The organism is Marinobacter sp. L-80 (assembly GCF_056859395.1).
The window spans coordinates 23731-44826 of the sequence record NZ_JBSXOI010000069.1 but is presented as its reverse complement, the minus strand read 5'-3'; the positions used below and the strand labels follow the sequence as shown (position 1 = coordinate 44826).

20 protein-coding genes and 2 pseudogenes are annotated in these 21096 nt (G+C 49.9%); 17 read left to right on the top strand and 5 right to left on the bottom strand.

Annotation, left to right across the window (positions count from 1 at the left end; translation table 11 throughout):
- Positions 1-314: 314 nt before the first annotated feature.
- From AC13E3_RS12895 to AC13E3_RS12850, 10 genes and pseudogenes are all read left to right on the top strand, one after another.
- Positions 315-1148 carry a toxin co-regulated pilus biosynthesis Q family protein gene (locus AC13E3_RS12895; protein ID WP_136629894.1) on the top strand — a complete coding sequence of 278 codons (834 nt, stop codon included), beginning with the start codon at positions 315-317 and terminating at the stop codon, positions 1146-1148.
- On the top strand, positions 1145-2737 hold the full coding sequence (locus tag AC13E3_RS12890) for a hypothetical protein (RefSeq protein WP_136629895.1): 1593 nt from the start codon (positions 1145-1147) through the stop codon (positions 2735-2737). The genes AC13E3_RS12895 and AC13E3_RS12890 overlap by 4 nt, the downstream gene beginning before the upstream one ends.
- Positions 2734-4059, top strand: coding sequence for a type IV pilus inner membrane component PilO (locus tag AC13E3_RS12885; RefSeq protein WP_136629896.1), 1326 nt, complete (start codon positions 2734-2736; stop codon positions 4057-4059). The genes AC13E3_RS12890 and AC13E3_RS12885 overlap by 4 nt, the downstream gene beginning before the upstream one ends.
- The gene (locus AC13E3_RS12880) at positions 4046-4639 is read left to right on the top strand and encodes an HlyD family secretion protein (protein WP_136629897.1); all 594 of its coding nucleotides are present in this window, start codon (positions 4046-4048) and stop codon (positions 4637-4639) included. Before AC13E3_RS12885 ends, AC13E3_RS12880 begins: the two co-directional genes overlap by 14 nt.
- A 25-nt stretch (positions 4640-4664) precedes the next feature.
- Positions 4665-6440, top strand: a complete 1776-nt coding sequence (locus tag AC13E3_RS12875) for a GspE/PulE family protein (protein ID WP_169054493.1) — start codon at positions 4665-4667, stop codon at positions 6438-6440.
- Positions 6418-7536, top strand: coding sequence for a type II secretion system F family protein (locus AC13E3_RS12870; protein WP_169054494.1), 1119 nt, complete (start codon positions 6418-6420; stop codon positions 7534-7536). Before AC13E3_RS12875 ends, AC13E3_RS12870 begins: the two co-directional genes overlap by 23 nt.
- 48 nt (positions 7537-7584) lie before the next feature.
- Positions 7585-8121 carry a prepilin-type N-terminal cleavage/methylation domain-containing protein gene (locus AC13E3_RS12865; protein WP_136629901.1) on the top strand — a complete coding sequence of 179 codons (537 nt, stop codon included), beginning with the start codon at positions 7585-7587 and terminating at the stop codon, positions 8119-8121.
- 16 nt (positions 8122-8137) lie between these two features.
- Positions 8138-9436 carry a type II secretion system protein gene (locus AC13E3_RS12860; RefSeq protein ID WP_194839003.1) on the top strand — a complete coding sequence of 433 codons (1299 nt, stop codon included), beginning with the start codon at positions 8138-8140 and terminating at the stop codon, positions 9434-9436.
- 118 nt (positions 9437-9554) lie between these two features.
- Complete coding sequence (locus tag AC13E3_RS12855; RefSeq protein WP_153637279.1) at positions 9555-10166, top strand: alanine-zipper protein; 612 nt, start codon at positions 9555-9557, stop codon at positions 10164-10166.
- Between the two features lie 727 nt (positions 10167-10893).
- A pseudogene (locus AC13E3_RS12850) lies at positions 10894-11151 on the top strand (transposase); the annotation flags it as partial.
- Between the two features lie 247 nt (positions 11152-11398).
- Here the strand turns inward: AC13E3_RS12850 and AC13E3_RS12845 are convergent.
- Positions 11399-12451, bottom strand: a complete 1053-nt coding sequence (locus AC13E3_RS12845; protein WP_482902093.1) for an IS110 family RNA-guided transposase — start codon at positions 12449-12451, stop codon at positions 11399-11401.
- Positions 12452-12514: 63 nt separating this feature from the next.
- On the opposite strand from AC13E3_RS12845, the pseudogene AC13E3_RS12840 reads away from it, so the two are divergent.
- A pseudogene (locus AC13E3_RS12840) lies at positions 12515-13348 on the top strand (IS3 family transposase); the annotation flags it as partial.
- A 280-nt stretch (positions 13349-13628) separates the two neighbouring features.
- Here AC13E3_RS12840 and AC13E3_RS12835 read toward each other — a convergent pair.
- Genes AC13E3_RS12835 through AC13E3_RS12825 form a run of 3 tightly spaced genes read right to left on the bottom strand, consistent with a single transcriptional unit; the run spans position 13629 to position 15674 of the window.
- A complete protein-coding gene (locus AC13E3_RS12835; RefSeq protein ID WP_153637278.1) occupies positions 13629-14306 on the bottom strand; it encodes a hypothetical protein in 678 nt (225 codons plus the stop codon).
- Positions 14303-15358: a hypothetical protein gene (locus tag AC13E3_RS12830; protein ID WP_136630213.1), complete on the bottom strand. Its 1056-nt coding sequence runs from the start codon at positions 15356-15358 to the stop codon at positions 14303-14305. Before AC13E3_RS12830 ends, AC13E3_RS12835 begins: the two co-directional genes overlap by 4 nt.
- A complete protein-coding gene (locus tag AC13E3_RS12825; protein WP_136630212.1) occupies positions 15336-15674 on the bottom strand; it encodes a hypothetical protein in 339 nt (112 codons plus the stop codon). The genes AC13E3_RS12830 and AC13E3_RS12825 overlap by 23 nt, the downstream gene beginning before the upstream one ends.
- Before the next feature lie 74 nt (positions 15675-15748).
- Between AC13E3_RS12825 and AC13E3_RS12820 the strand changes: the two genes are divergently transcribed.
- The 5 genes from AC13E3_RS12820 to AC13E3_RS12800 all read left to right on the top strand — a co-directional run bounded on the left by AC13E3_RS12820 (position 15749) and on the right by AC13E3_RS12800 (position 19892).
- A complete protein-coding gene (locus tag AC13E3_RS12820; RefSeq protein WP_136630211.1) occupies positions 15749-16231 on the top strand; it encodes a type 2 periplasmic-binding domain-containing protein in 483 nt (160 codons plus the stop codon).
- Positions 16232-16244: 13 nt separating this feature from the next.
- On the top strand, positions 16245-16862 hold the full coding sequence (locus AC13E3_RS12815) for a hypothetical protein (protein ID WP_136630210.1): 618 nt from the start codon (positions 16245-16247) through the stop codon (positions 16860-16862).
- Positions 16862-18361 (top strand): DNA topoisomerase, encoded by a 1500-nt coding sequence (locus AC13E3_RS12810; RefSeq protein ID WP_136630209.1) that lies wholly within the window; start codon positions 16862-16864, stop codon positions 18359-18361. The genes AC13E3_RS12815 and AC13E3_RS12810 overlap by 1 nt, the downstream gene beginning before the upstream one ends.
- A 61-nt stretch (positions 18362-18422) precedes the next feature.
- Complete coding sequence (locus AC13E3_RS12805) at positions 18423-19151, top strand: hypothetical protein (RefSeq protein WP_136630208.1); 729 nt, start codon at positions 18423-18425, stop codon at positions 19149-19151.
- 21 nt (positions 19152-19172) lie between these two features.
- Positions 19173-19892, top strand: a complete 720-nt coding sequence (locus tag AC13E3_RS12800; RefSeq protein ID WP_136630207.1) for a hypothetical protein — start codon at positions 19173-19175, stop codon at positions 19890-19892.
- 14 nt (positions 19893-19906) lie between these two features.
- Here the strand turns inward: AC13E3_RS12800 and AC13E3_RS12795 are convergent, their stop codons facing one another.
- On the bottom strand, positions 19907-20428 hold the full coding sequence (locus AC13E3_RS12795) for a hypothetical protein (RefSeq protein ID WP_136630206.1): 522 nt from the start codon (positions 20426-20428) through the stop codon (positions 19907-19909).
- 62 nt (positions 20429-20490) lie between these two features.
- On the opposite strand from AC13E3_RS12795, the gene AC13E3_RS12790 reads away from it, so the two are divergent.
- Positions 20491-21093 carry a hypothetical protein gene (locus AC13E3_RS12790; protein ID WP_136630205.1) on the top strand — a complete coding sequence of 201 codons (603 nt, stop codon included), beginning with the start codon at positions 20491-20493 and terminating at the stop codon, positions 21091-21093.
- The last annotated feature ends 3 nt before the right edge of the window (positions 21094-21096 follow it).

Below are 21096 nucleotides of genomic sequence, written 5' to 3'. Positions count from 1 at the left end.
TCGATAGCTACGTTGCTCACTCCCGCAAGAAAAGGCTGTTCTTGGGACTGCCTTTCTCCGCAATGACTCCCATTGTTCTGTGCTTTTTCCTTCCTTGGTTCTTGGGGTGGGTAAGCGTTGTAGCGATGCTTGTTTGGGTCCTTTTTCTGAAATACACAGACTCAAAAGGCTATTCGTTCTTTGGCTACTACCGCCGCAAATTGCGCCGTTGGGCGGGGGGTTACACTGCCCGACCAAGAACGCACATAAACATTGACTATTAGTTGAAGTAAAAGTAGCATTTAGTTGTTAAATCAATTTTTCTGGTGAGACAAATGAACAACACCGCACGCAGCTTGTCGCTGGTTTTGATTTCGGCCTTCGGGACCGCTCACGCCGGCGTCTATATATCCCCGCTGGATGCTGACGGTTCCGTTGAGTTTACTGAGGAGCCGATGTACATCGAAATGGACTCTAAGCGTGTCCAAACCTTTCTCCCAAAGAACCAGTCTGAGACTCAAGACAAGAATATTCCTATGACCGGTAGTGACCGGTTGAGTGTTGAGTCCTCCGAGTCCAGCGATGAAATGAGTCGTGGCGCCGGTGTACCGATGCGCCAGGCTGTTCAGGCTGTTTTGCCAGATGAAGAGTGGGCTGTGAACTTTGATGGCAGTGTCAGCCCGCGTGAGCCAGCTGTTTGGGCCACTAAGGGTGACTGGCAGGACATTCTTCGCGACATCTCAAAGCGCAACGACGTTTCAATTGCAGTGAACGAAGAAAGCAAGGTTGTGGGTGTTTCCCGAGATCCGGGTTATGCCCGCTTGCTGTCCGCTGCTGATGCGGATGTCGAAGGGCTTCGTGCGGCCCGCGAGGCAGGTGTTCCAGCGGCAGATCGCAACATCGGCCAGATGAAGGCCGGCGACAAAATCTGGTACATCAGCCAGGACCTCACCGTTCGTGAAAATCTCCAGTCATGGGCTGAGCGTGCTGAATGGTATATCGATTGGGATTATCCATCAGATTACACCATGGCAGCCCCGGCTCAGTTCGTCGGAACCTTTAAAGAAGCAGCTCGCGAGTTGATGTATGCGCTTTCAGATGCCGGGTATCCGATCGGCGCGGAAGTGAACAGCAAAAACCGAGTTCTGAGAATCCGGGGTATCAAATGATGAAGCAGTTTCCTTTTATTGCAGCCCTTGCAGCTACCTTTCTGGTGGGCTGCTCCAGCCTGGGCGTTGAGGATAGTCGTCAGCAAAGTGCGCAGGACAATGCCAAGCGATCTGCAGTCGAGGCAGAGGTTGCAATTGATAACGCCGGCGCCCATCGCCATCGAGAAGCTTTCCGTGAAGTCGACCGCTATTGGCTGGGTTCTCCCTCTGAAGTTGAGCTAAGCGATCCGGTGCCTGAGGAACTGGAGCGCAGCCTGACTTACTCTTCATTTTCTCCGATGAGCATTCAGGAGATTGCGAAGCTTGTGACCGAAGTGACGGGTCTCCAGACCCGTGTTGCGGAAGATGTCATTCGTCCTCTGCCGAGCGGATCTGCACCGCAACTGGACCAGAATGGTGCTCCCATTATGGCTTCTCGCTGGAGCGAAGATGTCGAGTTGATGGGAACCGGCCGCGAGCGCATCACATTCGACGTTGATGGTACTGTTGAGGATCTTCTGAACCTCGTTTCCAGTCGCTTCAATATCGCATGGCGGGTTGATGATGGTGTTGTGATTTTCCATCGCTACGTCACTAAATCTTTTGCTCTCAACATCATTGATGAGCGCCTGGAAACAACCACTGAGTCAGGCGAGTCGAGCCAAGAGACAGGCGGCACTGAAAGTGTTAACAGTGAAATTGCCAAGAACGTATACAGCGATGTAATGGACCTGATGGCTGGTTTGATGTCGGATGCTGGCGTGATTACCCGGTCGCCTTCAACCAGCTCATTTACCGTCACGGACACCAAGGACGTCATCGATGCTATTTCCCGCGAAGTTGAGCGCGTTAACGAAGATCTGACGCGCCAGGTGGCCCTGAACGTCCGCATTTACTCTATATCCGATGTGGATAATGAAGAGTTCGAGTTTTCGCTCGATCTTCTGTACACCGGCATGGAGTCCTCGGCTCAGATTCAGAAAATTTCAGATCCCATTGGTGACATCGCAGGCATCAACTTTAACGGCGCCTACCTGATGGGCAACTGGGCTGGTTCGAACATCAACTATGACAATGTAGCCCTTAAAGAAAACGTAGCGATTGTCACCAGGGCTACCAACATCACTACCAACAACCGCACGGTGCCCCTGGAAACCGCGAGAATCACCAACTACATCTCTTCTGTAACCACTTCCCGCTCAGATCTCTCTGGTGGGATTGATACAGAGATCGAGCAGGACAAGGTTGTAACTGGCTTGAATATGCAGGTTACACCCAAGATCCTCGCTGATGACCGGATTCTGGTTCACTACAGCATCAACATCACTGACTTGGTATCGCTGTTTGAGCGCCAGATTAACGAAGCGAGTGTTCAGCAGCCGGACATTACGCGCCGGAAAATCATCAACCAGGCAATCATGCGTAGTGGTTCCACGCTCGTTCTTACCGGGCTCCACGTTAAGAACGACGAGTACAAGGATTCCGGCTCCTTCTGGCCCAACTTCAAGCTCTTTGGCGGAAGTCGCCGCGACAATGCCAACCGTGAGATGGCTGTGATCATGATCACTCCGGTTCTGCTTGGCAACTCTGTAGGAGAGCCTCGCGCATGATTCGACTGCTCGACATAAACGGTCATGTCGCAGTCGCTGGTCTAACATGGGCCAGCTTAGCGGGCTCGACAACGAAAGGTATCGACGCCAAAGAGCGGGCGATGGACTTCGAGGGCGTCGTATACCTGAAAGGGAAGGGCGCTAAAGGGAGCAAGAAGCGCGGAAACGCTGGCTACCTAGCCGCAGGCTATGCCGAAAGTGAGCAAGTTCTTCGAAGCGCTGACTCAGTTGAGCAAGGGGATATCCTCAAGCAGCCTTCGCTCATGCTTTGGCTTATCGAAGAGGCTAAAAAGCAGGGCGTTGGCTATAGCGAAGAGTCCGGTGTAAATGGCGTCTTTAAACTCGACTTGGGCAATGGTGAATGCTGGATTGGTGCTGTTCGCGAATCACGCCCACTTGCGTTTGTGGAGAGTGACTGGGTTGGTAGCGATGAGGTGTTGGAGAAGAACCTCCAAGCACTGATCGGCAGTTGTGAACCGGTATTCGGTGACGTCGAGGTTTTCGAGATCTCTGTAGACGACTTCTTTGAGGGCAAGCCGTCAAAGAAAGTCGGTGTTCTGGTAAAAAGCCGAAGCTCCACGGCCGCAACCGCGATTCAACTGGTTATCGTTTTTGCGTTACTTGGTGGGATCGCATGGTTCATGTACCAAATCTTCCTGGCAGAACCTGAGCGGGTAACTCCCAGGGGGCCTTCAGAGTCCGAACTTAGGCGCGATGCTCTCAATGCTTACCAGCAGGCCATGCAAAGCGATTTCGGTTACGTCGACTCTTTGGAGGCGTACGATCGCGTTATGACGGTGACTCAAGACGTTCCGGTTGCGGTTGAGTCCTGGTCCTTCATTGCTGCTAACTGCGGGGCATCTTCATCTGAGTGCGTTTTCAAATTTGAATCTCCGGGTTATGGGCTCCCCAGCAGTTTGGAGTCTGCTCTCGGCACGGGAGTTCAGGTCAATCTTGGGGGCAGGGAGGCGCTCTATCGTAAGCCTGTGTCCTTCGTCAAAAGCTTGCCAGAAGACTTCTCTGTACCGGGCTCAGATGCTGTGAGATCGCAACTTCTTGACAGGGCAGCATTCCTCAGAAGCCCTGCCTTGGAATTGAATGTTGAGCTCTCAGCGTTTGAGAAGGTCACGATCGATAACAGTTCATTTCTCCGCGGTTCCACTTTCACTGCCGAGTATCAAAAAGGCGCTCTTTCGGTGAGTGGACCTCTGGGGCTACTGGAAGTGGCTGCAGATCAGCTTTCTATGCCAGGCGTTCTGGTAACTGAGATTGTCATAAACAACGAAGAATTTGCGATGCGAGGACACTATGCATTCCAGTAAAGCAGCCTTAGTGGCGTCAATTTTCGCCTTTGCCTTCAGTACTTCTTTGTTCGCACAGCAGTCGCCACAGGCGAGACTGAGCGTTGCTGAGAAGATTGAGATGGCTCAGCGGATCAATGATGAAAAATTGCGCTCAGAGCTTGCGGCGCAGGAATCTGAGCGTCTCTCAGCTGAAAACGAAGTTATTCGCATGCAGATTCAGTTGCGTGAGTTGCGCTCACAGAAGGAAACCTCTCTCACTGATATCGAGAAGATGAAGCAAGAGCTTCAGCGATATCAGAGACTGCTGGCTAACAGTGCCACAACCGGCCAAAGAACGGAGACAACTGTTTCACCTCGTTCTCAGGTTACGACCGAACCACCTCTCAACATGAGGCTGCTTAATGTCCTGAAAGGTGAGGGGATCTCAACAAGAGCAAGGGTTGTCGTTCTGGGAGACAACGGTGCTTCCCAGGGCGAGTTTCAAGTTAAGGAAGGTAGCAGCATTCAGGGTTGGACTATCGAATCAATCAACCAGAACACAATTCAAGTTACCAAGAACGGTGAATCCTACACCTACGGTAGCGATGGAATGATGTAAGCCGATGTCCAGCGGAGCATTTGAAATGAGTGACAGGCCAACGAAGAAGCGCATTGTTGTTAAGACAAGGGCAGGCAAGAAGCCTGAGCCCTCGCTGTCTGTCGTTGGCGGTCGCTCTGTTGATGCACAAAAATCAGCACCGAAAGTTGCGTCAACAACAAGGTCGGGCGTCAAGCGGTACACCTCTCTTGCAGAAATTGCGACTCCCGAAAAGTTGCTCTCGATTCGGGTTTCGGATGTAAAGAATAGCTCGGGCGATGAGAAGCGGCCCTACATCATTTCAGATTCTGTTGCCGATAAGGCGGTTGTCTTCCAGGCGAGTAACGGGTCGCTTTGGCTTCTGAAATCTGATGCTATCAGCGCTGAGGAAGTAGAAGATCTTGCGTTTACTGAGGGTAAAGTCAAAACCTCAGGTAGAAGTTTTACTATTGCTATTTTGCCGGATGCGCTCTTTCAGGAGTTCCACGCACAATTAAAGGAACAACACCGGCGCAAACTAAGCGCGGCACCAAGTGATCAACATGTCCAGTTTGAGTCGCTTGTCGAGGATGCAGTCGCTAATGGTGTCTCGGACATCCATATCACGGTTGCCCGGGGCAAGGTCACTGTTGAATATCGGATTGACTCTCGAAACGTAGAAATCACCAAATTCAGCTGGTCTATTTCAGTCGAGCAAACTTTCAAGTTTATCCGTTCAGTATTCAACACGATCACCCAGGCAACTGAGGATGGTTTTAACTCCCGCATCCCTCAGGATGCTTCGATTATCCACCCGATCAAGGGTAAGAATTACCAGCTCCGCTATGCTCACGACAACGTAGAAGGCGATGGCATTCACGTTGTTCTGCGTGTTCTCGATGACCTCAGTGATGGTGGTGAAAATGCTGAGGGTAGCTTCGTGCCTCTCACTAAGCTGGGGCTCTACGAGGACGAGGAAGCGTTAATCCTTCGAATGATGGAGCATCCCTACGGATTCTTGTGCGTCTCCGGTACGACCGGCTCTGGTAAATCCACGATGCTCAAAAACATCATCGGTGGGTACGCATACCGGAACCCCGGGAAGAACATCATCACAGTCGAGAACCCGGTTGAATATCGCATCTATAACGCGAAGCAAACATCAGTTTCTTCGCCTGAGAAGATGGCGGCACACCTGGTCTCAGCCCTTCGTCGCGATCCAGATAGCATCCTGATCGGGGAAATTCGTGACAGAGAGAGCGCAAAGGTAACGGTTGAAGCCACCCAGACAGGTCACTTCGTCTGGTCCACTTTGCATGCTTCAAATGCACTCGCCCAGATTGCTCGCCTTGAGGACATTGGCATTTCGCGACTTACTCTTGCTGCACCTGAGTTTATTGCCGGGATGCTCCATCTGGCTCTGGCCCGGAAGGTATGCACGCATTGCCGCATCCACGTCAAGGATGCTTTCCAGCGTGATTTGATCTCAAAGGAGCGGTTTGAGCGAGTAAAGAAGGCAGTTTCACACCAGATTGATACCGTCTATGTGGCTAATCCCAGCGGTTGTGCGAAGTGTTCGAATCAAGCTGATGATGGCAAGCCAGATGTTAACGCCGGTTTTAAAGGTCGGATGTCGGTTCCTGAGATGGTCCTTCCAAACATGAAAATCCTCAATGCCATTAAGCAGGGTGATGATCTGGCTGCATACCAGGCATGGCGGGAGAGCGGAGGTATAACGATCCAGGAGTCAGCAATTCGTCGGATGAAGGATGGTTTCATCTGTGCAAATGAGATCGAAGCCCAGTTCAAGCGGCTTGATCATGACGAAGAATTCTACATTTGAGGTCATGATGGACTTAGCAACATTTTTCCCATTCCTGTCAAAGTCCTCCGCTCGGCGTAAGTCTCACCCGAAGCTGAAGGGCAATATGAAGCAAGAGATTTATTCTCAACTCGGGTCCTTCATTGAGGATGGCTTTACGCCTTACCGGACGGCCGAGGCTCTTGCAATCGAATATGGCCGTGATCCTCGTGATAAGCGTGGTCAGTTCTATCGGTATCTGACCAGGCAACTAAAAGAAGGTGATGAGATTGCTAAAGCTTTGCGGGGCGTCGTGCCAGAAACCGATCTTTTTGTTCTTGAGTCAGCCGAACAGACTGGAAGACTGGCCGAGGGCTTCGAGCGGCTTGTGTTTTTTAATCAGCAATCTGCCGTCTTGAAAGCAAAAATGTCTTCATTGTTTAAGCCGCTTGCAATGGCTGGTGCTGCCCTTGGAATTCTTTACGGCTTCGCAACGGGCGTACTTCCGGGTTTCACAACAATGGTTCCAGAAGATGAGTGGGGTGCTGGAACAACCAGCCTGATCGCCATGGGTGAATGGCTTGAGATCTACACTTTACCGATTCTACTGGGTGTTGTGGTTTATTTCGTTGTCTCGTTTGCCATGCTAACGAGGCTTTCAAACCCAATTCGTGACAAATATCTAAATCGATTCCTACCTCCCTGGAATTTCTATCAGATATTCACCTCCAACAGCTTTCTTCTCACACTTGGCACCATGATGGAGTCGAAAATCCGTCTGAGTCAGGCTCTACCCATGATTAAAGAATACTCAGGACCCTACTTGGCGAATCATATTGACGAAATGGAACAGGCAGTAAAGGAGGGTGCGACCGATGGTGCGGCTGTAGCTACGGACCTATTTGATCGTGAGAGCAAGTTGCTTCTGCGAGTCTATGGTCGAGGTAATCAATTCGAAACACAGGTTCAGAAGATAGCAAAAAGAAGCATGGATGCAGCAATGCAGCGAATCGACAAGATAGTTGAGGCTGCAAATACGGCAATGAAAATTGTCATCGCCGGAATCATTATTTGGATAGTTAGCGGTATCGGAGGTGTTGTCCTCCCGATGATTTCAAACATGAACATGGGCGCCTAACCCTAAACACACTCAGTCTTTGATTCATAAAAGCGAAAGGTAGTAAACATGAAACAAATGCAGTCAATCTCAAAAGCAAAAGGCTTCTCACTGATCGAATTGATCATTGTTCTGGCTGTAATTGGCCTTTTGGCCAGCGGCCTGTATTTCGCCAAAGAAAGGTTGTTTGGCTCTGTTGATGCACAGGAAGAAGCCACAACCTACCTGCAGATGATTGGTACAGTGCAAGAAGGGTTTTCCCTTGCTTCCAGTTACGCTAATGCTGATGTTGCTTGGCTCATTGGTTCTGGACAGGTACCTCCCGAGTGGATTGCCGGTACCGAGATTCGTAACAACTTCAACGGTATTGTTGATATCGGCCCCACCGGCGCCGGCAACCGGCAGTTGCTTCTTACTTCAGAAGATCTGACCAGCGAAGCGTGCCAGCAAATCGTGCGGATCATCGCTCGAGAGTCGGTGACAATGGGTACCAACGCATCCAACACCAATATCAAGGCGGATCCGTCAGACGAGTACGATCCGACTGCGGTGCAGGCTGCATGTAACGCAACTGATCCCGTTGACCTGAACATCGTCGCTAACTAAGAGGACTGCCGTGAGTATGGGTTTCCACGATAGAAAGATGCAACGAGGTTTCTCGATCCTGGAGCTGCTGATCGTATTAGCGGTCAGCGGTACCATACTCACGCTTATCGCCAATGTAGTTGAGCGTTACCGTGAAAAAGACGCGATGTCAGAACTTGGCGGCGAGATCGCCATCGTGGCAAACGCCGTCACCGCCTACGTCTTTGACCAGGGCCCTCTGGTACCGGTCGGACCAACGACCTATAACGGGGTGGATTGGCTGCGCGACAGTACCTGTGGAGGCCCTGCCACAACAGCACCAGGTGAAGGATACCTTTCGTGTAACTTCCGGGCCGATCTGGCGCCTAAATACGGACTGGCTTACCAAACAGTAGTTACTCGTAACGCAGCCGCAAACAACCTCGTGACTGCAAATATTAATCTGGCTGGCGCTCCCGTTCAGTATGGTGGCGAGAATCGTCCGGACCTTTCCGGTACTGCAATGAGGATCGCAAAGGGCAGGTACGCCAATACCTCAACCAAACAAATCAGCGATGCAACACTAGACCTCTACATTGATTACCAATATGACCCGCTGACTGGCGCAATGACTGTTGTTGTTGATAATGCAAGTGATGGTTCTGACCCCTGGTTATCAATTACCGGGCAGAATTCAATGCAGGCTGACCTTGATATGGGTGATGGTACCAATGACCTTGTAGATGCTAACGATGTGTTCTGGGGCGGCACTCCCACCGGGCTTGAAGCTGCGAATAATACGCAGAGCGCACTTCTTGCTGATAATGGCGCTGGTAGCACTGCAATCAGGCTTAATGGTCGTGGTGGATCTGGCTCCGAGATCTTCTTTATCCGAGATGGCAGCGAAACCACGTTTAACGTGCGCATTGCAAACCAGGCAGACGGTGAGCTTCTGCTTGAAGCCTCAAATGGTGTTGCCGTAGACGCGCCTGTGCTCGATCTGATTGGTGGGGCAGGTAACGGTCAAATCGCTTCGGATGATTTCTATTCGAAGCAACGTGGTCGAACGCTTAACCAGGCGGTTACTGACGTCTATATGGCCAATCACGATCAGCTGATACCGAAGCCTACATGCCCGACCGGACTGAACCCTACCATCTACACCGCAGTTTCTCGGTTTGCAGGTGTTGATCGTTCAACGCCAAACCAGCTGAATAACATAGCAGCGTTTCAGGCATTGGCGGTTGATTCAGGTGCATCGTGGAGAATCGTTTTGGAAGGCATTGTTCAGGACCAGGGCACAATCGTCCCACCAGATGACTTGGCTGCTGTTATGGCAGTAACAAAGTGCTCGTAATCTGCTTGACTTGCACCTCACGTTAACATGTTGTTACGTGGGGTATGATGTTTTTCCTTCTCATTTGTCTGACACACAACGATAATTGAGTTTAGGTTAGTAAATGTAGGAGCAACCAATGAAGAAGTTTCTCGCTGTCCTTTCAGCATCTTTTATTCTCTCAGCGTCGACTCTTGTCGTTGCTGAACCGCGTTTCTCAGTGAACCGCTCAGGCGGTGTTGATGCATCGGGCGCCAATACTGACGGTAGTTTACAGGGGTATAGAAGCGGCTCATTTGCTGACCTGGCAACACTCAACGCTCCGACAGTTGACCTTTCACAAATTCAGAATGAAATCACTAACATTCAAAATCAGGTGAGTAGCAACGTCACCACCATGAATCAGCTGGTTAACCGTATTGATAACGCTGAGAATGCTGCTTCGACGGCGCAATCCACAGCTAACGGTGCCAGATCCCGTGCCGACCAGGCATACAGTCTCGCAAACCAAGCCTTATCCCGAGCTAACTCGGCCTACAGTCGCGCTGACTCTGCTTATAGCAAAGCCAGTAGCGCTCAATCGACGGCCTCCTCTGCGTACACCATGGCTTCGGACTCATCGAATCCAACATTTAGTCTAAGAACGTACTCAACTTGGTCCAATAATTGCAAAACTAAAAAAACAGACCTCATACGAAACGGATCTGTTATTGTAACATTTACTGATTCAGTAGATTGCTTCGGAGGGTGATAAATCTCCCCAAAAAAGCAGGCCAAGGCCTGCTAAATTGTCCATCATCGTTTTCCCATTATGCCTTTAGTGTTTTCTGCTTTGTTATGAACGCATTATGGGCGGTAGATCCAAAGCGTATTCTCCTAGCTCGCCCTGCAACTACTCCGTAATAAAAGTAGGTGTTGATGTTGTCCTTCACCCAGTGGCCATTACCATTGTCTGCCGCACTTTTCTTAGCATCACAACGATTTGGACCCACATAACCTGACAGTACACATTAGGTCCGTGTACTGAGTATCTAGCTCCAAGGCTCCAGTTGAACCGGTCTCTGCCATAGACATTATGACTCCCCACTAAGGGGGCTGCCCCCACCTCGTGGGTTAGCCTCAGCCAGAGCCATAATTTACGTGTTCACATGCGTAAAATCGGGGGGCAGCACCATGAAAAACATAGCACAGTGTTCATTGGCCTGGATACGCACAAAGACTCCATCTCCGTGGCCTACGCCACAGATTCTCGAACGGAACCGGTCACTTACCTCGTTGCTATCGGCACCCAGCACTACGCCATCCGAAAGATGGTTCGACAGTTCGAATCCCGACACCCTGGATGCCAGCTTCAGTTTGTCTATGAAGCCGGTCCCTGTGGCTACTGGCTCTATCGTCTGCTTTTGCAGCCATCCCCTAAAATCGGTGCATGCGTAATTAGAGTTCTCCAACCTACAATGAGGCAAACGGAGAGCAGCATGAAGAAATCACGATACAGCGAGTCACAGATCGTCAAGATCCTGAAGGAGGTCGAGGGCGGTCGCCTGGTCAAGGAAGTCTGCCGGGAGTACGGCATCTCCGATGCGACCTACTACAACTGGAAGTCGAAGTACGGCGGCATGGAGGCTTCTAACGTGAAGCGCCTGAAGGAGTTGGAAGAGGAAAACCGCCGCCTGAAGCAGATGTACGCTGAGTTGAGCCTTGATCACAAACTGCTGAAGGATGTGATCGAAAAAAATGTATGGTCCGCTCCCTTTTTGCAAGGCACGACCGATGACCAGTGACAGTTCGCAAAAATGTATCCGGCCTCTCATGAGTCAGGCGCTTTTGACGCCAAGGCCATGATGAATATCCGCACATAGCGTTTCCAAATAGCTTCGAAGGGCTCTGAGCCCGCTTTTTGTCCCGGATTTACGCTATGCCGATCGACTGTTTGTTCATCTTGTTCATACCATCGCAAAACTCTGAATGGGTGTGATTTGTTTAACAGCTTGCTGGTCTGGCTGCTTGAACCTGTTCGTAAGTGGCGGCTGGTCGGGTGAGAATTACCCACGCGATGCGAGCCAATTTATTGGCCAAGGCGACAACAACCTTGTTGAACGGCATTCGTCTTTCGAGGTCGGTGATCCACGCCCCTAGACGATCCTTTTCTCTGTTTAGATGCAGCATGCAACTGCGAGCACCATGTATCAGCAGGCGTCTTATATAGGGGTTACCAGATTTACTAATCCTACCAAGGGTGGTTTTACCTCCCGTCGAATGCTGCTTTGGAACTAACCTCAGCCAGGCCGAGAAATCACGGGCTTTATTGAATTGAGCCGCGTTACCAATTGCAGCGATGATAGCTGTCGCAGAAAGCGCTCCGATGCCCGGCACAGATTGGAGTCGACGGGCTGACTGATCCTGAGAGGCCCAGGCTTCAATCTGGGAATTTATTGATTTGAGGCGCGTTTCAAGACCAAGCAGTTCGTCCCAAAGTTCATTTATCAAAGCAGCCATTGCCGGCGAAATTTCCTCAGACGGATCGCTTAACACTGCTGGAAGTTGGCTTTTGAAGTTGCCAACACCGGTGCGCAAAATAATGCCTTCCTCTAACAAGAACCCACGTATCTGATTAATCAAACGAGTTCGCTGATTCACCAAACGGTCGCGCACTCGATGAAGAGCCTGGAGGTGTAGCTGAGATTGGGTCTTGATCGGTACCGGTTTAACCGATGGCCGCTGACTGGCTTCAGCAATTGCCAGCGCATCATTGGCGTCATTTTTCTGATTCTGCACGAAAGGCTTCACATACTGAGCGGGTAGAATTCGAACCTGGAAGCCCAATCCATTGAGTTTGCGCCCAAGCCAGTGAGCACCTGCACAGGCCTCCATCGCCACGACACAGGGTGGTTGATTGGCAAAAAACGTCACGATTTGTGTTCGTCTGAGCTTCTTGCTGACGACTCGTTTGCCGTCAGCATCCAGACCACAGACGTGAAAAAGTGATTTGGCCAGATCGATTCCGAAAGTCGCAACGTTTTTGTTGTTTGACATAGCTGCTCTCCTTGGTTGTGTGCCTTCGAAAATTATGGAAGGTGGGAGCGGACCATTCCATTAGCTGTAAAGCCAGCCGTTCGACGAGAACTGGTGGATTACCTCAAGCAGGCTCACGGTGTCAGCATCCGCAGGGCCTGCCGAATCGCTGGCATCAGTGACACGGTGTACCGGTATCGGCCGGACACCTCCCGGGATGAACCGGTGATTGCAGCGCTTCAAAGCGCGACTGAACGTTATCCCGCCTACGGATTCAGCAAGCTGTTCAAGGTGCTGCGACGCTGGGGCCATGGATGGAATCACAAACGGGTCCACCGGCTGTATTGTGCACTCAACCTGAATAAACGACGACGGGGCAAGAAACGACTCCCAACACGAACTCCGGAGCCATTAAGCGTGCCAGCCACCGTTAATCGATGCTGGTCCATGGATTTTATGAGCGACAGCCTGTTCTGTGGTCGCCGGTTCCGGACGTTTAACGTGGTAGATGATTTTAACCGGGAGGTACTGGCTATTGAGGTTGATCTGAACCTGCCGGCACCGAGGGTCATACGAGTTCTTGAGCGCATCATTGCTTGGCGAGGCTACCCGGCCAAACTACGCATGGATAACGGACCGGAATTCATCTCGATTGCCTTGGCAGATTGGGCTGAGCACCACGGTATCGAGCTGGAGTTTATCAAGCCAGGCACACCCACTCAGAACTCGTATGTTGAGCGCTTCAATCGGACTTACCGTGATGAGATCCTGAATATGTATGTCTTCCGGAACCTCACCGAAGTCCGAGAGCTGACCGAATCCTGGATGACGGAGTACAACGATGAGCGTCCCCACGATTCACTGGGAGACCTGACGCCATGGGAATACCTAGATCAGCACAGCGCCAGCCACACCTAACCCAAACGGCTTGAAGCCAAATATTGGCTTCATTGCTGTCAGCGGAAAAGGGGCAATCACTTTCCGTTACACCATGCCAAAAGCCATGAAGCGAAATCATTGCTGTGCGGCTTCCTTCTGCATGCGGGCAATCAAATGCTCTTTTTCCCTTGGAATCGGAATGCCTTCCATCGTTAGTGAAATTTACCGCGGATTTAGTCGTATCCATTTATCACTATCCATTATCAATTAATTCTTGCCGTTCACAATTTGAGCTAGAATTTTTATATATCAAGTAAATTCACCAACACATACTCTGCGAGCCACCAAAACTAAGCACCAAGAGGCATTGCGTCTTGTTGATAAATATAAGACCTAAACCAAAAACAAAGTGTCCAAGTATTTTCCCTGTCTTAAATGGCAGGCTTGTTCCGTACATATCATTTCCAAACATAATGGAAATGTAGGCATCTTTTAATCCCATATAAATAGAGATCAAGCCGATAGCGATCAGAATTCCGTAGAAGGCTATCAAGGCGCCAGCTGGCACATACTTGCCTGGCCCTGTCTGGATGCTTAGGGTTTCCGCCTGAGCCAGTGTACCATCGATAGCTATACGTTGAAATTCTACTGAACTGACAGGGTTTTCCGGCGCAAAGAAAGAATTTCCGCCAATCACAACAACGAAAGGAAGCATGATTGCTAGCGTACCAATAGATACTCCAGTCAATAATTTACCCGGACCCATGGTCTCCCGCTCTGAGGTGTCTGCTTTCATCCATCTGTTGATAGAGCCTACGACCATCAGCAACCCCCCGAGAGCTGATGCTGCCCATATAAGCGCGGCAAGCCCACCGACTTGCTTCATTGCATGTGCGGCGCCCAAATTTGGGTCAATCTGCTGCGCCAAGCCTATTTCCGGATATCCCCAAAGGAATGCCAGTGCTACTGCTATCTGTACTCGAATCATGAGCTTCACTGACCCTCGATATCGTCGGCTGTCGCCAATAAGGACAACAACATATTCGAATAACGCCTTTGCTTGACGAGCTCATTTCCCAGCTCTAGCTCTTGCCCCATCATGACTGCAATTTCTTTCAATACGATGGAGTCATTAGCGCAATTCCCAGGGTCACCTGTCTGGGACGTGCAGGTGATCTTCTTATGCCATTCGTCGTTCGCAAAACGACTGTTGATGATGAAATCTTCCCGCGCAAGTGCAATGCTGTTGCCTTGATCGTCTGGTAAATAATCAGCTCTAATCTTTTCAAGTATGGCCCGAACAGCACCTTTTCTAATGGTTGCTTGAGCAAGCTGAATTCTTTCTTTTTCTGTGAGCTCCTCAAGAGTTTTATCACCTAAAAGCAACTCTGCGCGTTCACTATAGGGTCCGACCAAAAGATCAACGAACAGTTCGCTTGACCTAACTTCTGCGTCGCTATACACCAGGTCATTGCTGTAAGGCCCGACGCGCAAAAAAACATCGGCTCTTGAAAACGCTTGCTCTTTTCCGGTACCGCTTAATTCTTGATTCAAGGCATCCATTTCTGCAGTTATCTGTGCGTTCTTTTCCCGGCGGTAACCACTGCGGCTCGTTCCGGGCGGTCTTAATTCGTCATTCCAGTAATCGGCCATCGCCTGCCAGCTGATTTCTCTTGAAGATCTTTCTGCGCTATCTCTTGCCCGAGATACTGATACGTTCTTACACGCCATGAAGCTTGGTGTCACTTGCGCGTCCATGGCCTTGTTATGAGTTTCTTCAAGAGCATCTGTGATTCTAATAATGGTATTGGCTGCAATATTCGTATCTGTAGCTTCTTGGTTCTTTGCAATTTGGAGATCGTTTTCCATGCCTGCTCGCTTCAAAGCCTCATCACGGGCCCATGACTTGACGTCAGTTACCAACTTACGGAGGGCAACAGTAACGGAAGTGGCATCTATGACAGGTATGCCGGCAGCGGCCTGCTTGACAGGAGTGAAAGCTAAGACCGAAAAACCAAAGACCAAACTAACCAGTAAATTTCGGCTCATTGCCCTTTTCTCCTAATGTAACCTTCTTGCCATTGGGAAGAATTGCATCAACTTGTGGTGCTGGCTGCATCCTTCGATCAGCGTGCTCCTGACTTGGCACCATCCCCTTGACTAAAGCCTCTACATATTCTTTCTGGGAGATAACTTGAGCCTGCTTAAGGCCGTCAAGACATAACTCTTCTCGCTGTTGGCTGTCGTCGTAGCCAGTGAATTCCAGCAACCGGTTTTCAGTCTCTGGACCAACGTAATCGGATAAAGGGCCAAGCGACCACCCTTCTTTAAACAACATATCGCCAAGATTCTTGCTGAAGCTCACGATTAATCCTTGCTTGTCCTGAGTTGAAACTAATGTTATTATAATTTAAATCTAATTCGAAGACAAGGTGGCTTGTGGCATCCAAGACTTTATCAAAATCAGACATCACCCGGTTTTGGAATGATTTCAGCCCGCAAATTCAGGAAGTTCTCGCTTCAGCAGAAGAGAGAGAGACGTGGGTATACCAAAGGGATGAGCTTCCCGAGCTCTTCGACAGCATTGAGTCATCCCTTCCAGGTGTTGTTCAGATACCCCCTTCGCCAGAACAAACTGATGTTTTTCGGGATTTAATAAGTTGCCTCGCGTCTGTTCCGTTCCGAGAATGCATTGCCGCCTTGGCCTTCCTTGAAAAGGATAGTCTTCAAAGATCACTCGCTGAGAACGAGGTTGGGTCTGGTACTGCGTGCTTCATGGTTGCAAATCGCATTTGCCTTACAAGGGATGGCGATGTCAGCAGCGCCAAGGTAGTTCGGGACAGGGTGCAGTTCATGGTTAAGGTTGGCTTCCAGCTTTCTTCATTTGTTCGTTCCGCAGAAGAGGTTTCAGAGTATGCCTAAAAGGTACCCAGGCTTGATCATCCTTCTTGTTACCGCCTTGGTTTCTAACGCAGAAGTTTTGGCTCAACAAGCGCCTCGTAATGCCGTTATGCAAGACTGCGAAGATCTCGACTTTTCAATTAAAAGAGAGGCCAGTCCTTATCATTACACCAATCCAAACGAAGGGTGTGACATCTCCCTTTCGCTTGATGGTCTGCCAAAGAAAACTGGCTCCGGTTACTCTTCGAGCGGGAATGACGCCTGTCGTACCATTCAAGGTGTTGTTTCAAATCTTGAAGGTCGACTTAACGAGCGTCTAGAGGGTGCTTTAGGTGCGATTGGTGAGGTCGTCTCTCCCGAAGACCTCGCACAATTCGGTGAACAAACAGGCGTTGACATGAGCGGAATATCTGATGCTTTGGAGAATGGCATTTCTTTCGATCGCACACTGAATAACGATTTGACCAATACGCTCGGTCAATTGGCGACTGAAGAGGGAAGGTCTCAGTTGGCCGATGACCTCAAAAGTGGTGCCGGCGATGCTGCACGAAACTCTCTTGATCAATCGAGGCAAAACGTCTCCACGCCGGGAATTAATGGAGGGCAGGGGACATCAACCGAATCTTCCGATGATTGGTCTATATTCGACTGATGATTATCGTCATCGAATCTCCGCACAAAGCTCCAGCGCTCAAACGGGCCCTTCGAGCGAACCAGGTAGAAGCCAAGGTTATTGCGACATACGGGCGACTTTTTGATCTTCCATCGAGCAACATGGGAATTACCAAGTCACTTGGCGTCGAAAGATTCGAGGCGGTTAATCCCGATCATTGCAAGTCTATCTCAGAGGATCTGATGGCGGCCGACTTGGTGGTGGCTACGGACCCGGATGAGGAGGGGGACCTGATTGCGTGGACCATTGGGCAGATCCGGGGTGATCGAAAAACCTACAGAGCTGAGATGTTCGACTTTACGCCGAAATCGGTTTCCTCTGCGCTGGAAAATCTCCGAATCGTCTCATCTGCAGAACCACCAGCATTAACTCGCCGAATTTTTGATCGCCTTCTTGGTTTCTCCGGTAATGACGGAATGTTTTTAAGCAGAACCGCCGGAGTTCTTTTGGGCTCTGCTGCCGGGTCACCACTGCCCACCACTAAACGAACGAGCTTAACTCATAATCAGGAGAACTTCGGTGAGGCAGCATTTTTGGAGCAGTATTTTGATGTGTCCGATAATGAAGTAAGTTTCAACCACGAAAAACCAGGAGACCTACCAAAGCTTCGTCACTTATACGCTCTTGGCCCAGAGCTTGGCGCAACCCCTACCGAAACCTTCGAAGCTCTACAAGAGCTCTACATCTCGGATGATATTTCTTATTTCAGAACAGACTCAATGTCTCTCAACAATTCAGCGCACGATGCGCTCGAAATATTGGCCGACGAATCAGGTTTCGAGAATCAATGCCAAAAAAAGCCTTGGTCAAACAGGGCGCCTCATCCTGGAATCTATGTCACTCGATACGTTGATTCCCATCCCAGAAGAGGTCGGGCTTTAGGTAGGAGAAGTGAGTTAGCACAAACCCTTCATCGCTTTATATGTAATGCGACATTGTTCGCAATGAGTGACCAGAAATCACGAACCAATGTTCGAGTCGTTAAAGGCGGGAAAGCATATACATCTACAATTGCCGAGTGCAGAGGGCAGACATACAGCTATCCATATTCAACCTTCTCGTTATCGACAGACATTTTGGAGGGGGCGCCACGGGTACTTCCTCGCTCTCATTCTTTGCCGATCAACAAGGAAACCTCCATCGCCTTAACCTTATCAGGGCAGGGTATTGGTCACCCAAGTTCATGGGCTGCGCTTTCCAAGAATTATTCACCACTGATCGACAGGAATGGGCGTCTGAGTTCCAGGGGCGTTGCATTTTTGCACAAGCACAAATTGGAGGCTCCGGCTTTGCTTGAGCCCAATATCGCAAGGGCCATTGAAGCAACGCTCCTCGATCCTCAACCTGAAATGGCAGTAAAAATTGAGAAGGCGCTTAAACTCGCAGAATTAGATCTCTCGAAATTCGAGAATAGCTTGACCCCCGATCCCAGTCCGAATGCAGAGCTGCAGTTTTCTGATCGCACGCTCGGGCTTTGACGTCTTTACATAAAACTTATTTTATATTATGATTTTTCCAGATCGTTCAACTGGAAGAATTATGAGTCAGAAGCAGAGCTATCTCCTTTACGCTGTTGGTAAGGACACAAAGTCTAAGCCGGCCATTGTGCCCGTACAGGTTGAGGCCAGTGGCGCCGACCTCCAGCGAAAAGTACACATTCAGAAAGCCGAGGAAGCGGCGAAAGCCCAAGGACTCCAGTCTGTATCGGAGGTACTCTTTGCAGATGCGGTCAACTCAGCAGTTGAAAAGGGTGTCGACCTTCAAGGTGATGCCGCGGCAGTTTGCGTAGACCTCCATAATGAGCTTCGTCGCGGCGGCGAGCTGAAAGACCCTCCCGAGGTTAACGATCCTATGTGGCGAATTGCAGAAGCAATTCTCCAGCTCCTAAGTGCACTTCCCCGCAGATCAAAAGTTCAGTTCATCAAATCGATTGGTAGCAATCAGCCCAGCTGGGATAGAGCTGTATACGGGGTGTTCCGCACTGATGAGAAAGGCAAGCCTTATGTCGACAAGCTGCAAGTTGAGGACCTGTCCGAGCTCAAAAATCTCAAAAAAGCTGGCATGAATATGGAGTTCTTTTTGCGAATCCTTTCAAAAGCCGGCGTTCTCGAGCCGATCATTAGAATGATTGAGCGGAGGTCGAAATCACTTGTTGAGCTTCGCAAAACATTGGAGTTAGATGACCTCGGCAATGAACCGGCAGAGCGTCCTGAGATTTTAAAGATCAGCACGAAGCGCAGCGATAACGAGACGCGCAACCCTTTTTGATTATTGCCTGGAGCATCCATCATGAGCAAATACCAACCTGCAGACATCAGCATTAATTTCGGCAAAATTCGTAACCAGCTGGGTTTAAAAGGCATTGATGATGCCAAGCTTCAGGATATGGTTAAGCATGCTGTAGTCGACCAGTTGCGTGATCAGTTAGGCATGGAAGTAAACCTTGATGATCTTGATGTTTCACCGGTGCGTCAGGCGCAAGATGCTCGGCTCGAGGGAAGTCTTCGTTACGAGGATAAAAACTGGTTCACGGACGGAGACATGGATGAAGTGGTCAGCGAGGAAATCCCCTACCGTGTTTCTGTGAATGAAGAAAGCAAATCTATTTCTATCAGTTCAAATGCTGGTAGAGCTGGCATTGAAACCAAAGTCGAAGTGGATCTCTCGCCGGGTGGGCTTACAAACATAAAAGTCTTTGGGCCATCCGATGGCTTGCTTGCAACGCTTGTACAGAAGGGCGATGTAATGCTGATGAAAGAGGGTAAGTTCGCTGATATGGACTTCAGTGCCACGCACAACAACTGCATGGTTTTAACGCGATCTTCCGCAGATCCTCAGGCAGTGTTGACCATGGTGGAGAGAATGCCGGCCCTAATGAACGATGAAGCCAGGCCTCGACTTGATGGGTATGACGTTACTCACCACAACCCTGAGGAGATAAATTATGAGGGGGTCGCGGACCCCTCGGCTAAGGGCCCCAGCCGGGGTGGACCGGGAGGAATGGGTTGATGGGATGGAGCGCTTTATCGGCGCTCCCAAAACATTGACTTATCCTTGCGTACCTCTATTTCAAATGAATCGCCGGTCTCTGCTCTACTTCCAAGGTATTCATTCTGCTCGTTCATTTTGACAAAGGTTACGCGACCGATATGAGCCAACTTGTCGTGCAAAGACCGAGGGAAGGGGAGTGCGACAGCAATGGTATTCGAGTGCCTGGTGTCCTCGTTCCCTGCGTGCATGACGAGAAACAAGTATTCAAGGGGGTGCACCAGAAATCCGGAGCAAGCCTGTACTTTGCTGAAAGACTCGTAAACGTCGACGTCATATTTCTGAGACGGGAGACCAATAATAAATTCCTCTTCTCCGGCCATAAAACCAAGCTGATTGCAAAAGGCTCGATCGAGGAAGAATGTCTTTTTGTACCTCCCCATTATTCCTCTTCCATGGCGCGGAGAAAAATTCAGGAAAGACCGATAAAGCTGGACGAGAAGGGAGAGCTCCTCTCGCAGTTCATCTTGCCCGGTTGCCACAAAATGATTTATCATTCAGTCATGCTCCTTGATTTGGCGCTTCAGTTATTTTATCGCATGTTTCGGCAAAGGTCGATATGAAAGACAAGACAACGCAGTTAGCAGCTAGCATTTTCAGGAGGGCCATGGAGCTGGAGGGCTTAACCAGTTACGAGCTTCAGCTTGATGGTGATAACACTTTAGATTTTGTCGATGCAGTGGTTGGTGAGCAGGGTGGTTTATCTTCACTCATGCTTGCTAGTGATCGTATAGCTGTAACGCAATATGGTGCAAGGCTTTGGGATTGTGGGTACGCCAAATCAAATACTTCTGGAGATGGTCTTCAATTGAAACCTGTTGAAGAGTTCTCTGATGCCGAGGCAGCTTCCAGTTACCGGGCCATAGAGTCTATCGACGCTCGTTCAGAGGTCGGTCTTGCGCTATTGATTGCCAGGGAGGCTGTAAAGCAACTCTGCGAGCCAGTAAATGAGAACGTGGCTCGGCTGAAGGGTGTGCCAGGATATTTTTTTGGGGCTGACTTTGAAAACGATCAACGTGAAGAGGTCGCCTTTGAAGCACCCTCAGAGATCATAGCCTTTGGCTTTCGGCAGATGATGGTCGCTAATCGCGAGCTTGTTTTGTCTTTGGGGCAAGACCTTTCCCTGGATGCTCAGCCAGAGCGCACACCAACTGGACCATAGGTG

What these genes read in the sequence shown, in the direction of transcription:
- AC13E3_RS12885 (WP_136629896.1), top strand. Translation starts at nt 2,734, where the DNA reads ATGATTCGACTGCTCGACATAAACGGTCATGTCGCAGTCGCTGGTCTA.
- AC13E3_RS12800 (WP_136630207.1), top strand. Translation starts at nt 19,173, where the DNA reads ATGAGCAAATACCAACCTGCAGACATCAGCATTAATTTCGGCAAAATT.
- AC13E3_RS12845 (WP_482902093.1), bottom strand. Translation starts at nt 12,451, where the DNA reads ATGTCAAACAACAAAAACGTTGCGACTTTCGGAATCGATCTGGCCAAA.
- AC13E3_RS12895 (WP_136629894.1), top strand. Translation starts at nt 315, where the DNA reads ATGAACAACACCGCACGCAGCTTGTCGCTGGTTTTGATTTCGGCCTTC.
- AC13E3_RS12860 (WP_194839003.1), top strand. Translation starts at nt 8,138, where the DNA reads ATGGGTTTCCACGATAGAAAGATGCAACGAGGTTTCTCGATCCTGGAG.
- AC13E3_RS12865 (WP_136629901.1), top strand. Translation starts at nt 7,585, where the DNA reads ATGAAACAAATGCAGTCAATCTCAAAAGCAAAAGGCTTCTCACTGATC.
- AC13E3_RS12875 (WP_169054493.1), top strand. Translation starts at nt 4,665, where the DNA reads ATGAGTGACAGGCCAACGAAGAAGCGCATTGTTGTTAAGACAAGGGCA.
- AC13E3_RS12855 (WP_153637279.1), top strand. Translation starts at nt 9,555, where the DNA reads ATGAAGAAGTTTCTCGCTGTCCTTTCAGCATCTTTTATTCTCTCAGCG.
- AC13E3_RS12830 (WP_136630213.1), bottom strand. Translation starts at nt 15,358, where the DNA reads ATGAGCCGAAATTTACTGGTTAGTTTGGTCTTTGGTTTTTCGGTCTTA.
- AC13E3_RS12870 (WP_169054494.1), top strand. Translation starts at nt 6,418, where the DNA reads ATGACGAAGAATTCTACATTTGAGGTCATGATGGACTTAGCAACATTT.
- AC13E3_RS12890 (WP_136629895.1), top strand. Translation starts at nt 1,145, where the DNA reads ATGATGAAGCAGTTTCCTTTTATTGCAGCCCTTGCAGCTACCTTTCTG.
- AC13E3_RS12790 (WP_136630205.1), top strand. Translation starts at nt 20,491, where the DNA reads ATGAAAGACAAGACAACGCAGTTAGCAGCTAGCATTTTCAGGAGGGCC.
- AC13E3_RS12880 (WP_136629897.1), top strand. Translation starts at nt 4,046, where the DNA reads ATGCATTCCAGTAAAGCAGCCTTAGTGGCGTCAATTTTCGCCTTTGCC.
- AC13E3_RS12795 (WP_136630206.1), bottom strand. Translation starts at nt 20,428, where the DNA reads ATGATAAATCATTTTGTGGCAACCGGGCAAGATGAACTGCGAGAGGAG.
- AC13E3_RS12810 (WP_136630209.1), top strand. Translation starts at nt 16,862, where the DNA reads ATGATTATCGTCATCGAATCTCCGCACAAAGCTCCAGCGCTCAAACGG.
- AC13E3_RS12805 (WP_136630208.1), top strand. Translation starts at nt 18,423, where the DNA reads ATGAGTCAGAAGCAGAGCTATCTCCTTTACGCTGTTGGTAAGGACACA.